At 44.1% G+C, this 14,354-nt stretch carries 12 protein-coding genes and 3 tRNA genes; 4 read left to right on the forward strand and 11 right to left on the reverse strand.

Translation table 11 applies throughout. The annotated features are described in order from the left end of the window. Positions 1–234 precede the first annotated feature (234 nt). Entirely contained in the window at positions 235–1,251 is a 1,017-nt protein-coding gene (gene murB, locus CLV51_RS27635; protein WP_106531360.1) for a UDP-N-acetylmuramate dehydrogenase, read from the reverse strand. A gap of 157 nt (positions 1,252–1,408) precedes the next feature. Here murB and CLV51_RS27640 point away from each other — a divergent pair, with 157 nt between their 5' ends. Continuing rightward, entirely contained in the window at positions 1,409–2,068 is a 660-nt protein-coding gene (locus CLV51_RS27640) for an oxidoreductase (RefSeq protein ID WP_106531361.1), read from the forward strand. A 23-nt stretch (positions 2,069–2,091) separates the two neighbouring features. Beyond that, complete coding sequence (locus tag CLV51_RS27645) at positions 2,092–4,065, forward strand: DUF3857 domain-containing protein (RefSeq protein WP_106531362.1); 1,974 nt, start codon at positions 2,092–2,094, stop codon at positions 4,063–4,065. A gap of 8 nt (positions 4,066–4,073) precedes the next feature. Here the strand turns inward: CLV51_RS27645 and priA are convergent, their stop codons facing one another. From priA to CLV51_RS27660, 3 genes are all read right to left on the reverse strand, one after another. Beyond that, positions 4,074–6,515: a replication restart helicase PriA gene (gene priA, locus CLV51_RS27650; protein ID WP_106531363.1), complete on the reverse strand. Its 2,442-nt coding sequence runs from the start codon at positions 6,513–6,515 to the stop codon at positions 4,074–4,076. Beyond that, positions 6,512–7,279, reverse strand: coding sequence for a lysophospholipid acyltransferase family protein (locus CLV51_RS27655; RefSeq protein WP_106531364.1), 768 nt, complete (start codon positions 7,277–7,279; stop codon positions 6,512–6,514). The genes priA and CLV51_RS27655 overlap by 4 nt, the downstream gene beginning before the upstream one ends. Before the next feature lie 108 nt (positions 7,280–7,387). Continuing rightward, positions 7,388–7,831, reverse strand: a complete 444-nt coding sequence (locus CLV51_RS27660; RefSeq protein ID WP_106531365.1) for a DUF4258 domain-containing protein — start codon at positions 7,829–7,831, stop codon at positions 7,388–7,390. A gap of 81 nt (positions 7,832–7,912) precedes the next feature. Between CLV51_RS27660 and mtaB the strand changes: the two genes are divergently transcribed. Continuing rightward, on the forward strand, positions 7,913–9,190 hold the full coding sequence (gene mtaB, locus CLV51_RS27665) for a tRNA (N(6)-L-threonylcarbamoyladenosine(37)-C(2))-methylthiotransferase MtaB (RefSeq protein ID WP_106531366.1): 1,278 nt from the start codon (positions 7,913–7,915) through the stop codon (positions 9,188–9,190). Between the two features lie 108 nt (positions 9,191–9,298). Here the strand turns inward: mtaB and CLV51_RS27670 are convergent, their stop codons facing one another. From CLV51_RS27670 to CLV51_RS27680, 3 genes are read right to left on the reverse strand one after another with little or no spacing between them, the layout of a single operon-like run. Beyond that, entirely contained in the window at positions 9,299–9,904 is a 606-nt protein-coding gene (locus tag CLV51_RS27670; protein ID WP_106531367.1) for a DinB family protein, read from the reverse strand. Between the two features lie 50 nt (positions 9,905–9,954). Next, positions 9,955–10,593 (reverse strand): leucyl/phenylalanyl-tRNA--protein transferase, encoded by a 639-nt coding sequence (gene aat, locus CLV51_RS27675; RefSeq protein ID WP_106531368.1) that lies wholly within the window; start codon positions 10,591–10,593, stop codon positions 9,955–9,957. Positions 10,594–10,601: 8 nt separating this feature from the next. Continuing rightward, positions 10,602–10,910, reverse strand: a complete 309-nt coding sequence (locus tag CLV51_RS27680) for an ATP-dependent Clp protease adaptor ClpS (RefSeq protein WP_106531369.1) — start codon at positions 10,908–10,910, stop codon at positions 10,602–10,604. Between the two features lie 166 nt (positions 10,911–11,076). On the opposite strand from CLV51_RS27680, the gene CLV51_RS27685 reads away from it, so the two are divergent. Next, positions 11,077–13,236: a cation:proton antiporter gene (locus CLV51_RS27685; RefSeq protein WP_106531370.1), complete on the forward strand. Its 2,160-nt coding sequence runs from the start codon at positions 11,077–11,079 to the stop codon at positions 13,234–13,236. On the opposite strand, the gene CLV51_RS27690 is transcribed toward CLV51_RS27685, so the two are convergent. From CLV51_RS27690 to CLV51_RS27705, 4 genes are all read right to left on the reverse strand, one after another. After that, the gene (locus tag CLV51_RS27690) at positions 13,217–13,762 is read right to left on the reverse strand and encodes a hypothetical protein (protein ID WP_146151397.1); all 546 of its coding nucleotides are present in this window, start codon (positions 13,760–13,762) and stop codon (positions 13,217–13,219) included. The two genes, CLV51_RS27685 and CLV51_RS27690, sit on opposite strands and share 20 nt — an antisense overlap. A 283-nt stretch (positions 13,763–14,045) precedes the next feature. Continuing rightward, positions 14,046–14,120 (reverse strand) — tRNA-Val (locus CLV51_RS27695). A gap of 27 nt (positions 14,121–14,147) precedes the next feature. Further along, positions 14,148–14,222, reverse strand: a tRNA-Val gene (locus CLV51_RS27700). A gap of 39 nt (positions 14,223–14,261) precedes the next feature. Then, a tRNA-Val gene (locus CLV51_RS27705) sits at positions 14,262–14,336 on the reverse strand. Positions 14,337–14,354 lie beyond the last annotated feature (18 nt).

The raw sequence follows: 14,354 nt of genomic DNA on the forward strand, positions 1-14,354 counted from the left end.
TTGTGTGGTAACTCAAACATAACTAATTAGGGCGGTTCTATTGAACTGCCCTTTTTTTGCTCTTTAAATTATAGTTTTCCCGGACAACAATGATTTTGAAAGATTTAAAAGATTAGCGAGGATCAGAGCGGGTATTATTCGCTTTGATCCTCGCTAATCTTTTAATAATCAGTAAAAGAAAATCAGGGTAATCAGTATAATCAGCCTAATCGGGAGAAAGACAAAACTCCCAGTTCAGACAATATTCACCTCTCTTTCCAGCAACACACCAAATCTCTCCTGCACACTATCCAGCACCTGCTGCGATAAAGTATATATTTCATTGCCTTTGGCGTTACCATAATTCACCAGTACCAGCGCCTGTTTGGCATGTACACCGGCATCATCTTTCCGGTAGCCTTTCCAGCCGCACTGCTCAATAAGCCAGCCAGCAGCCAGTTTGTACTGATCATTACCTACAGGATAGGCTACCATTTTAGGGAAAGCAGCATGCAGGACTTCATACTTTTCTTTATCTACAGTTGGATTTTTGAAGAAGCTTCCGGCATTACCAATCTCCGCAGGATTGGGCAGTTTGGAAGAGCGGATATTGATTACCGCCTGGCTCACCGCCTGAATAGAAAGTTCCTTCACTCCCATCCGTTCCAGTTCTTCATTGATAGCGCCGTAGCTCGTATTAAAATGTGGCTGTTTACTTAAACGATAAGTAACAGAAAGAATCGCAAACTGTTGACGGTATTCTTTTTTAAATACACTCTCCCGGTAACCAAAATGGCAATCCGCATTATTAAAAGTAACCAGGCTACGGTCTTGCAGGTGCAGGGCTTGCAGCTCGTGGAACACATCTTTTATTTCTACACCATACGCGCCGATATTCTGCATCGGACTGGCGCCTACATTTCCCGGTATCAACGACAGGTTCTCCAGTCCGGCCAGGTTTTGCGCAATACAATGCTGCACGAACCCATGCCAGTTTTCACCGGCGCCGGCTTTCACATATACATAGTCGTTATCTTCTCCCAACAACTCAATTCCTTTGATCTCATTTTTCAGCAGCAAACCATTATAATCCTGTGTGAACAGGATGTTACTACCACCTCCCAGGATCATATGCGGCAGCTGATTACTTAGGGGCTGATCCAATACCTGTATCAGTTCCTCTGCCGAGGTAAAAGACGCGAAATAACGGGCAGTGGCAGCAATGCCAAATGTATTATATGATTTGAGCAGAACATTTTCTGATACCTGCATAATAGCTTAAATTTATGGTTAACAAAGATAGATGGCAATTGCGAATTACGAATTGCGAATTACGAATTTGTGGGGAGATTAACTTAAATCTTCTCATAGATCTCCTCTCCACTCCGTAATTCGCAATTCGTAATTCGCAATTCCAATTTTCTGCTCCATGAATAAAACAGCTATTGTTATAGGTGCAACAGGGCTTACCGGTACACATCTCGTTTCAGCATTGCTGCAGGACCCTGCTTTTGGCAAAGTTAAAGTACTCATCCGCAAGCCGTGGGCACATTCCAGGGCCGGACTGGAAAGCATTATAGTTGATTTTGAAGATGAAGAAAATCTGGCTGCAGCGTTACACGGAGATGTACTCTTTTGCTGCATCGGCACAACTATCAAAAAAGCAGGAAGCCAGGAAAAATTCAGCGCAGTAGATTATGGTATTCCTGTAAGATGCGCCAGGATAGCACAGGCACAGGGAGTACGGGCATTTCTAATGATATCTTCTATTGGTGCTAATCCGCATTCACGCAATTTTTATTTACGTACCAAAGGCGAAACAGAAGAAGCTATTTTTAAAACAGGTTTTCCCGGCACCTATATTTTCAGACCTTCCTTTTTGATTGGTGATCGAAATGAATTCAGATTAGGTGAGTGGATAGGAAAATATCTTATCCAGCTCTTTTATTTTTTATTACAGGGAAGATGGAAAAAATACCGGGGCATCAAAGCAGCCACTGTTGCCAACGCCATGGTGAGAACCGCCAGACAGGAAGATATCGGCATACATATTTTTGAATCTGATGCCATTCAACAAATAGGAATATAGAGATTATCTTATCTTTAGCCCGTATGAAAAATTTGCTATTTTCCCTGGCTGTAGCAGCCATTGCCGCACTGCCATTGCATATACAAGCACAAGTCAACAGCTACTTTCCTGAAATATGGAAAGAGAAACCACAGCTGCATACCATGCCGCAAACAGAAAATCCATATACCGTACTGGATTACAGGATAGTAAGAGATTTTAATGTTACTAACCGCGACAAAGCGGATGCTTTTTCCCACTATAAAACCATTTACAAAAACGTACGTATCAATACCCAAGCCGGCGCAGATAGTCTGACACAATTGGTACTGTCGCTCGAAAAAGCGGAAACACTCCGTGGCCTGCGGCTGCGCATGCTGGCTCCTAACGGACAAATAACCGACCTCAACGACCAGGTAAGGCTCGTTCAGCTCAGCGACGACCGCAAGGCGATTGTAGTCCATAACCTGGTGCTGCAACCCGGCTGTGAGCTGGAATATGAGCTAAGCATGAAAATATATCTCGACTATGCCGGATCGGAATACCTGCAATCCAATATCGCTGCTGAAAAAGTAAACTTCACCCTGATAGCACCAAAAGAGCTGCAATTCAGGTTTAACAGCATGAATGGCGCACCGGCCATCAGCGATAGCATAAGAGGCAATAATCACTATTATAGCGTCAACATGTCCCAGGTGCCTTCGTTAAGGAGCAATGACCTGTGTTTTTATATGCCGCAACTGAAACGTGTCGACTTTGCACTACATAAGGCAGTTGATAACAAAGATACTATCAACGTTACCTGGCAGCAATTCGGCGAAGATAATTATGTCCCCTTTGTGGCCGTTAGTAAAGCAGAATACAAACAACTGGAAAAAGAGCTGGATAAATGGCCTTTTGTGAAGCAACGCTTGCCCGTTTCACAAATGATTTACCTGGTAGAACATTATATCAAAACAAACTATGAGCTGACAGCTCCATCAGAAACCGGCGAAACGGCGGACCTGATCTCCATTATCCGCTATAAGCGCGCTGAAAAGGCCGGTTATGTACGTTTACTCACCGCCGCCTATTACATACTCAACATACCCACACAAATGTTGTTCACGTCTGCACGTGATACTATTCTGATGGATAGTAACCTGGTAAACAGACCGCTGGCCAGTAACCTGTTATTATATTTCCCCACTGTACAACAGGCCCTTGCACCAACGGAAATGAATACACGTTTTCCTTGTTATCCGCCTGCATGGGCAAACATACCTGCACTTCGTTGCCGCGACACACTGGTAGGCGAGGAAAGTAAAGTACTCACCGATTTCATCACTACACCTACACCTCCGTATACATTAAGCAACATCACCACAGAGGCTACCCTCTCATCTGTTACAGCCCCCGTTTGGCAGGTAACACAATCATTTGGCGGATATCCCGGAGAAAATGTAAAGACTGCCTTTACAACAACCGGCAGCACCCCGGAAGGAAGGAATAGTGTGTATAACGCCATACTACCTTTTGCACCCGGTGTAAGAAAACCCATCGTTATAAAAACCGATAATGAAACGTTCACTCCCAGGATGCTGGACAAACCCGTGGTAGTTACCAGTACCCTGCAAACGCCAACAATAGTGGAACATAAAGGCACACAGCTGAACCTTCATATCGGCTCCTTGCTGGGCGGTACCACACAAACTAATATACCTCTTCCGGCCGAACCATTACCGGTGCAGATCACTTTTCCATATTACCAGGAAAAGCGGATACATATAGACATTCCCGCAGGATATAAAGTGGCGAATAAAGCTGATTTCTCAGCAGACATCAGCGATAAGTCAACATCACAGCCAGCTTTGGGCTTTAAGATGCGTTGTGAACAGGATGGTAATCATCTCCACATCTTCCTTATTGAATGGTACAGACAAACTGATTTTACAGGAGAAAGTAAAAAAGTATTCGGGCAATTATTAAACAGGATAAATACGTTGCAGCAACAGCAGCTGGTACTGGTAAAAGAATAAATAACTTTTTACACGCAATCCACATCAGGAACAATCCAAACAGAGCGGAACCTTTTTTCTATTTTCAGCTGAATGATAAATTCCTGCAATATCTGCTTGATATGTGCTATCACGCGGGCTTCGCGGGGTAATTTAATGAGCATTTCCTGCAAATAATTATTACGTACCCGTGCCACCAGTGGCGCCGCAGGGCCCACCAGTTGCGCGCCTATATGCGGTTGCAGCCAACTCGCCAATATTTGTGCGGCCTGCTCAGCTACCTGTTGATTTTTATGGCGGATAGTTAATTTAAGGATACGATAAAACGGCGGGTAGCCAAACTCCTGGCGTTCTGCAATCTCTGCTTCATACATGCCTTTATAATCATGTGCCGTCACATAATGTAATATCGGATGCCTGGTATTACTGGCCTGTACCAGCACCTTGCCAATGCCATGCTTGCGGCCGGCCCGGCCACTCACCTGCTCCATCAATTGAAAAGCACGTTCATTTACACGGAAATCCGGATAACTCAACAAGCTATCTGCACTCAAAATACCCACCAGGTTTACATTCTCAAAGTCGAGGCCCTTCACCACCATTTGTGTGCCCACCAGTATATCAATGCTGCGCTCTTCCAGCAACTGAATTAATTTATTATGACTGTCCTTATTCCTCACTGCATCCACGTCCATACGCGCTATGCGGGCTTCCGGAAAAATCAGTTGCAGGTCATCTTCAATCTTTTCTGTACCAAAGCTTTTAGGCTCCAGCGTTTGAGAACCACAGGCAGTGCAGGTATGCACATAAGGATAACGGGTACCGCAATAATGACAATGCAGCTTATCCTGGTTGCGATGATAGGTGAGCGACACATCGCATTGTTTGCAATGAGGTATCCATCCACAGGTAGTACACAGCAGGAAGGGCGCATAGCCACGCCTGTTCTGAAACAGGATCACCTGTTTGCCTTCTGCCAGACTTTGTATGATGGCTGCTTTGAGAGCTGCGGTGAAATTGCCGTCCATGGTTTTATCCGCCATTTCCTTTTTGATATCCACAATTTCAATAACCGGCATTTCTATACCTCCAAAGCGTTCGTTCAGTTCAACCAACCCATATTTGCCCTGTTGTGCATTGTAGTAAGATTCAAGCGCCGGTGTAGCAGAACCCAGCAGCACTTTGGCTTTGAACAAACCTGCATAATAAATGGCAGCATCCCTTGCATGATAGCGGGGAGCCGGGTCCTGTTGCTTGTAGGAAGCATCATGTTCTTCATCCAGGATGATGAGTCCTAAATCCCTAAAGGGTAACAACAGGCTGGAACGCGCGCCCAGTATAATTTGTATCTCTCCTGTTTTTACCTTGTTCCATATTTCTACCCGCTCATTATTACTAAAGCGGGAATGATATATACCGATGCTGCTGCCAAAATGTTTCTGCAGGCGACGAATGATCTGTGCGGTGAGGGCAATCTCCGGCAACAGGTATAGTACTTGTTTGCCGGTGGCCAGGCATTCTTCCATCATCTTCACATATACCTGTGTTTTACCGCTGGAAGTAACCCCATGCAGCAGTGTTACCTGCTTTTCTTTAAAGTGCGTGCGTACCTGTTGCAATGCGGTTTCCTGGGCAGGGCTGAGGTCAAAATCTATCTGCGATTCCACCTTACCGGTAGGAATACGGTCTACCGTACGCTTCTCTACCCACAGGATATTTTTATCTACCAATCCTTTTAATTGCGCAGTGGTAGCACCTGATTTTTTCAGTAATTCACTTTGCAAAACGCTGCCCTGTGTTTTCAGTAAATGAAGATAGGCCAGCAGCAACTCCATTTGTTTGGGAGCGCGGCCCATCTCATTGAAAAGTGCCGCCAGCTGGGCCTCTTCCTGATAGTCGGTATGTAATTGAACGTAGTTTTCTTTCTTTTCGCGATAAACTTCTTTTAACTCTTCATATACCAGCAGCACTTTCTTTTCTATCAGCTTTTTGATAACAGAATATACTTCTGATTTATCAAGAATCATTTGCACCTCTTCTATACGCAACTCTTTACGGATATGAAGGGCCTCCGCTATCAGGTATTCATCGTCATCCAGGGCGGTAAAATCATCTCCGTATGCGTCATTGAAAAGCAATAATGTTTCGCTGGAAAGCTTGAGGTGAGCGGGCAAAGCAGCATTGAGTACTTCGCCTTCACTACACATATAATAACTGGCTACCCAACTCCAGAAGGCTAACTGTGTAGGATATACGACAGGTGTAGCATCGAGCATATCCAGCAGGGGCTTGGTTTTATACATCGGCGCCTGTTCATGAATAGCCTTTACAATACCGGCATATTTTTTTTGTTTGCCCAACTGTACTGCTACCCGGCTACCCACCTGCAATGCAGTTTCCATACTATCAGGAACAGCGTAAGTATAATTTTTAGGTAACGCCAATGGCAATATTACATCTGCGTACTTCATCCTATGGGCTGCAAGGTTGGATAATGATGATATTTCCGTAATTCCGTATCCATGATATCATACACCTGTTGTTTCAGGGTGTTGATATCATCGAGCGTAAGACCGGTAACAGGAATGGGTGGCAGAAATAAAACACGGCATTTGCCCGGAGATATATGCATCGGACCTTTATGTGGTAACCGGTGTCCTGCATCTAAGTACAGCACTGGTTTAATAGGCATCTGTAATTCAATGGCCATACGGAAAGCCCCATTGTGAAAGGGTTTCAGCGGCAGTTCGCTGTCATTGGTAGTTCCTTCCGGAAACATGAGAATAGAAATACCGGCTTTGAGTGCAGTCATCATTTCACGCACGCTCCGCGCCCTTGCAGACGCATTGGAACGATCTACCGGCACTACAGAATTTTTATAGATAAATCCGAAGAAAGGAATTTTAGACATTTCTACTTTTCCCAACGGGCGAAAAGGGAGTCGCATCACTTTCACAGCAATGGCCGCATCCAGGTAAGAACGATGATTCACTACATAAATGCAGGGATCATTATCCCGTTCACATAAATACTTACGTGTTACCCACATACCCACCAGCGGAAACCAGGTGTGCGCCCAGAAACGGAGGAAATAAAATATGATATTACCCCCTTTTTGTCTGCCGAATAAGGACGCCAGAAAAATAGGTGGCAATATTAAAAACATAATGCCCAGAAAAGTAATGGCGGCGTATAGTACATAAATAACACGCAACGGTTTCATTAGAAGATTCATAAACGCCCCTCTGTATTGTTTAATATGGCGGAAAACTACGAAGAAATTACGAATTAAGGATTGCGAATTAAGGATTACCACGAGATTTGAACGGATAGATGACCTGCTTTATTCACAGCTACAGGCCCAGTCTTTATCCAGGTCTATGCAGGTAATCACCTTGGCATTATTGCTATCGCAGGGCGCAAAAACAATCCGCAGGTGCTGTCCTTCACTGGAGTATCCTTCCAGCGCGTAGGTTGGGCAGGGATGATCGTTTGGGTTTGATTTTTCAGGGTTTATTTTACCTTCAGAGAGAATTTCTTCCACTTCAGCCCTTGTCACCTGGCGGCATTCCATCCGACAAATGGCATGCTTGGTATATTCCAGGTGAGCATGGCGATTAATAACACCACCGGCTACGGATGTGTTAGTTCCGGTTCCACGGATAACAATAGGCTTGCTGTTGCGTGATTCAGCTGCAGGAGCGCCTTTCCACCATTGCTGCTGCCATCCGGCAATCAGCAACAGTGCTAATAATAATACTGGAAAGTACTTTTGTATGGATTTCATAAAACACTAGAAAGCAGCGCAAAATAGTCAAAATTCCTTACCAAACTATGACGCAAAAAGTTCCTACCTTTGCCTCCCTTTATGGAACAGGTAAAAACAGTAGCATTTCATACACTCGGCTGTAAACTGAATTTTTCAGAAACCTCCACTTTGAGCAGGTTACTGGAGCAGGATGGGTTTGTAAAGACGGATTTTGATAATACTGCAGACGTATATGTTATCAATACCTGTTCAGTTACAGATAATGCTGATAAGGAATGCCGTATGCTGGTACGCCGCATTCAGCGCCGCGCACCGGAAAGTATGGTAGTAATTACCGGCTGCTATGCACAGCTGAAGCCCGAAGAAATCGCCTCCATTGAAGGGGTGGACCTCGTGCTGGGTGCTGCAGAAAAATTTAATATAGCAGAGCACCTGAAAGCGCTGACCAAAGGGGACAGCACCAAAATCTGTTCCTGCGATATTGAAGATGTAAATACTTTCCATGCTTCTTATTCTCTCAACGACCGTACCCGTACTTTCCTGAAAGTACAGGACGGATGTGACTATACCTGCGCTTTCTGTACCATTCCTATGGCCAGAGGCAAAAGCCGCAGTGACAGTGTTGCCAATGTAGTGGAACATGCGCATACATTGGCTGCTACCGGGGTTAAAGAAATTGTGCTCACCGGTGTAAACCTGGGCGATTTTGGTAAAGGCTTTGAAGGTGGTAAAAAAAGAGAAGAAACATTTTTTGAGCTGGCACAGGAACTGGACAAAGTAGAAGGCATTTCCCGTTATCGCATTTCTTCTATTGAACCGAACCTGCTCAGCAATGAGATCATTGAATTTGTGGCCAGCAGTCGCAAATTTATGCCGCATTTCCACATCCCGTTGCAAAGCGGAAGTAATGATATATTAGGGTTGATGCGTCGCCGTTACCGCCGTGAGCTGTACGCCGACAAAGTAGCGCTGATCAAACAATTCATGCCGCATTGTTCTATAGGCGTAGATGTGATTGTAGGCTTTCCTTCCGAAAGCGAAGCACACTTCCGCGAAACCTACGATTTCCTCCATGAGCTGGACGTATCTTACCTCCACGTATTCACTTACTCTGAACGTGCCAACACAGGCGCATTGGACATACAACCGGTTGTTCCCGTTAACATCCGCCATGAGCGCAATAAAATACTGCGCAACCTGAGCCACAAAAAGATGCAGTTCTTTGCAGAACAACATCTTAATCAAACCAGGAAAGTACTGTTTGAATCGCTCAACAAAGAAGGCATGATGGAAGGTTACACGGATAACTACATTAAAGTAACTACTCCTTTCCGCCAGGAATGGCATAACCAGATTATAGACTGGGAGCTGAGATAGCTTTTAGCTTTTAGCAATTAGCTTTTAGTAAAAATGCAGTGGAGATAAACATATAAACTATGTTCTCCACTGCATTTTTACTAAAAGCTAATTGCTAAAAGCTAAAAGCTATTTCGGGAATCCTGCATCTGCCTTCACTTCTTCCAGCTGTTGCGTATGGCGGTTGGTATGACCGGCATCCAGCAACAACAACTGATACCCATCCATCGTTCCAAATATTGGGTTATCTGTTATATGATTACGCAGTTCATCGGGGGTATTTGTAACATAATCTATGAGCTTATCCCTTTGTTCTGTAAAGTTTTTGATAGCTTCCGCATCTGAGGAATAACTATGTTTGGGAATACCAAATTCCGGTGCTTTAGCTTTATGGCTGCGATCTTCCATCTTTTTCAGCAAACTCTCATCTGTTACCTTGATATCTTTTCTTCTTTCAGGATTGGCAGGTTGTTTCATTAGGCCCTGCTCCATATCCATGAATGTTTTTTCTACCAGGGTAATATGCTCCACGCATTCAATGATTGACCAGCGATCCGGTGCAGGCTTGTATTCCAGCTGAGCATCGGTAAGACCCGCTATGTCTTTCAGGAGACTGTCTTTGGTTTGCTGCAATAGTGTGATAAGCAGTGTTCTATCCTCTCTTAGAATAACATGTTTAGGTGCTGTAAAGCTGGAAAACGCAGCAATAGCCAGCAATAGACATAACTTTTTCATCGTGGTAAATTTTAGTGCCAGAAAATTGGAGTTAATAATAGAGTGAGAAGTTACGAAAAACCAATGATCTCTAAAAATTCTTCCCGTGTAATAAAGCCTGCTCCCAAAGAAGCCAGATGCTCTGTATGTACCTGGCAGTCGATCATCGTTAACTCATGCGCATAAGTCTGCACAAACGTGATGAAGGCCGCTTTAGATGCATTACTCACTTCTGCAAACATAGATTCACCAAAAAAGAAAGCGCCGGTTTTAACACCATAAAGTCCGCCTACGAGTTGGTCATCCTGCCAACACTCCACCGACATTGCATGTCCGGCTTTATGCAGCCTGATATAAGCTTCCTGCATCTCCGGTGTAATCCAGGTACCGCTTTGACCGGTTCGTGGAATACGGCTGCAGCGGGCAATTACACCGGCAAAATCTTCATTAAAGGAAATACGGAAGGATTGCTTTTTCAGCACCTGTTTCATACTGGAAGAAACTCTCAGGTCTTCAGGAAATAAAACAAAGCGTGGATCGGGGCTCCACCACAGAATCGGCGGTTCGTCGTACCAGGGGAAGATGCCGGAATGATAAGCAAGCAATAATCTTTCAACCGACAGGTCACCACCTACAGCAAGTAACCCGTCTGGCTCAGCGAGTTGTACAGGAGGGAATATGAGTTTTTTATGGAGACGGAAAACGGGCATATAAACATTTATCCGCCTGCCATTTCTTCAATAGTAACGCTAAGGCCTCTTTCCTGCAATGCTTCACACAAGGGTCGCAGTTTAATATATTCACCTTGTTTCACAGCGTATTTCCCGTTAAAATGGATAATCAGGGCGCATTGTTCCGCCTGTTCATGCGTATGACCGCACACTTCCATCAGGGAAGAGATAACCCAATCAAACGTATTTACCTCATCATTCCACACCACCAGGCTGAACGGATACTGTTCATCTTCCGCCACCAGCACATCATCCTGTTCCTCGGGTAATCCTTTTGTACTTGTACGATCGCTCATTTTTAAGAAAAGCTTTATGCGAAATTACATGGATTATTCGTTAATTTATCCATATTTAGGGACTGAGATCTGATTGATTTTGGGATTTTGATATTTAGGTGCTGTAGCTGCTACTGCGCTGATGCCAAATATCAGATAACCAAACAAGAAAATTTAAAAATGGTTTATGATGAAAGGACTGGTTTTATTGATGAACACAAATTTACCGCTGAAAGATCCGATACCAATTTTTGCACTGGTATTATTTATTATTCTGCTGGCGCCTATTATACTGCGTAAGTTCCGGATACCCAGTATCATAGGGCTTATTATAGCAGGAATGCTCATTGGCGATCATGGCTTCAAGATCATAGAAAAAGGCAGCATCGACTTATTTGGTAAGGCTGGCTTATTATATATCATGTTCCTCGCAGGATTGGAACTGGATATGACGGAATTCCGTAAAAACCGCTACCGTAGCATGGTTTTCGGAGCTTTCACCTTTTTCATTCCGTTGCTGATGGGCTTTGTAGTATGTACTTATGTACTGCATTTCAATTTCATGGCTACATTGCTGGTATCCAGCATGTTTGCTACACATACACTGGTGGCTTATCCACTGGCCAGCCGCCTGGGCATCACTAAAAATGAAGCAGTTACCGTAGCTGTAGGCGGTACTATTATCACAGATACGGCGGTGTTATTAATACTGGCTATTATCACCGGGGCACAGGCCGGCAATCTGAATACTTATTTCTGGGTGAAGCTGGGTATATCGCTGACTATTTTTGCAGTTATTATCCTGTGGCTGATGCCTATTTTAGGAAGATGGTTTTTTAAGAAGATAAAAGACGATAAAACATCGCATTTCATATTTGTGCTGGCACTCGTGTTTGCTTCCGCATTTCTGGCCGAGCTGGCGGGTGTAGAAGGCATTATTGGCGCGTTTCTGGCCGGACTGGCACTAAACCAGCTGATACCACATACGTCGCCGTTAATGAACCGTATTGAGTTTGTAGGCAATGCCCTTTTCATTCCATTTTTCCTCATCAGTGTAGGGATGCTGGTAGACCTGCGTGTATTGCTGAAAGGCCCTGATGCCCTGATCATAGCAGGTGCATTAACCCTGATGGCACTCAGCAGTAAATGGCTCGCCGCATTTTTCACACAACTGACTTTTAAATACAGTCCCACACAACGCAATGTGATATTTGGTTTGAGCAGTGCCCATGCTGCCGCTACCATTGCGGTAATACTCATTGGGTATAACATGGGTATTGTAGATGAACATGTATTGAACGGTACAGTAATACTGATCTTAATTACCTGCCTGGTAGGATCTTTTGTTACGGAAAATGCCGGGCGTAAACTGGCTATACAGGAAGCAGAAAGCAAACCCGATTTACCGGATCAGCCGGAGCGTATACTGGTGCCTATTGCCAATCCCGATCGTATTGAGGCATTGCTCGACTTTGCGGTGATGATCAAAGATGCGCATGCGCCCACACCTATTTATCCGCTGGCAGTAGTACAGGATAATGATGAAGCCAAAGAGAAAATTCATCTCACCAACAAAATGCTGGAAAAGGCAGTTATACATGCTGCCGCCACAGAGAGTAATGTTCAGGTAGTAACACGTATAGACCTCAACGTATCTGACGGCATTACACGCGCAGTAAAAGAATTGCTGATCAGTGATGTTATATTGGGATGGACCGACAGGACCAGCACTACCGACCGCTGGTTCGGGAATATCTTTGGTACCACCATGGACAACGTATTGCAGCGTGTATGGGAAACAGTATATGTTTGCAACTTCCATTATCCGCTCAATACCACGCAAAAAATGGTGTTGGTCATTCCTCCTAATGGTGAATTCGAACTGGGCTTTCTCCACTATCTGCAAAAAATGTTTATGCTGGCTAAACAGGCCGGTGCCCGGCTGGTTCTTTACAGTACGGCTAAAACACAAATAATTGTAGAAGCTTTTTCTGTACAATCCAAAATGAGTGTAGATCTCAGCTTCAGACAATTTGATACCATTGAGGATTTCCTGATCCTCTCCCGCGAGATCACCCGTAACGATCTGGTAGTAGTGGTAACAGCCCGTAAAAGCACCTTATCCTATCATGCATACATGGAAGGTATCCCGGTTAAACTGGAACGTCATTTTAAAGATAATAATGTGATTCTGCTATATCCGGAACAAAGGGAATTTGATTCGCTGGAAGCTGGTTTGCAGCCGGAAGATCTAACGCTGGCGCCTATACAGGAACAGATTGCTAACCTGAATAAATTGGGAAAAGCGGTAAGACGGATATTTAAAGTTAAGGGGCCGAAGAAATAAAAGTGAAACTTGTAGCAATAAAAAAACCAACATCCGGTTGAGCAATTGGGAGTACAAAATAACTGGTATTTGCCAAACCAGGAAACCTCATATCTCCGGAGAAAGAGGCGTATTCCCGTTTGCATCGCCATATCGGGGATAACTTATTGAGATGAACAACTGATTTGCGTACACGCGTTACTACAACTTTGACAGGTACAGGCAAACATCCTTCCAGTAAGGATACGAAGATAGTTTCGCTGTCTTTTCCCTCGCGTAATAAGCGTAATGCTTTACCAATAAGTTCCCTGTATAAAGCGTGTGCCTTATCCTTTTTTTGTAGTTGCCGGTATACTGCTGATGCAATCTTTGATGCTGTCCCAAATAGCCCGGCGTTTTCCATAGTTTTATGGAAAGCAGGGTCTTTTTTTACCCGCTTACCCGTGAGAGAACTCTTTGTACGCAAATAATGTTTACCTGCCATTTTATAAATGCAGCAACCAGAAAAAGTACCAGTGAGAGGGAAATTATCACGCAGCCTTGCCATAGGATATAATTTCAGGGTTATGGATAACAATCTCTTCTCTTAATAAATTTAAACTTTTTACTAAAAATCACCAACAAATAGCTTTCCCAGTCCTTTCCCAGTCCTTTCCCTGTGTCATCATTGTGCTATCGTAGAGAGTTAAAGCGTACAATATAATCGTAGGGCTCCGGAATAAATGATTTGTAAAAGCTAAAAAACAGGGGGTAAAATAAAAAATCAAGGCTGTATAACTGAAGGGGGATAAAATAAAAAAGGTCCTGCAAATGCAGGACCTTTTTTGTTGTGGGAGTTACTGGATTCGAACCAGTGACCCTCTGCTTGTAAGGCAGATGCTCTGAACCAGCTGAGCTAAACTCCCTTAAAGATCTTCAATAGTATTACAGTGTGGGAGTTACTGGATTCGAACCAGTGACCCTCTGCTTGTAAGGCAGATGCTCTGAACCAGCTGAGCTAAACTCCCTCTAAAGATCTTTAAAAATATGTCAATAATTTGGAGATGTGGGAGTTACTGGATTCGAACCAGTGACCCTCTGCTTGTAAGGCAGATGCTCTGAACCAGCTGAGCTAAACTCCCCTTTTGTTTCTCTTAACC

This window comes from Chitinophaga niastensis (assembly GCF_003014755.1).
Classification (GTDB): domain Bacteria; phylum Bacteroidota; class Bacteroidia; order Chitinophagales; family Chitinophagaceae; genus Chitinophaga; species Chitinophaga niastensis.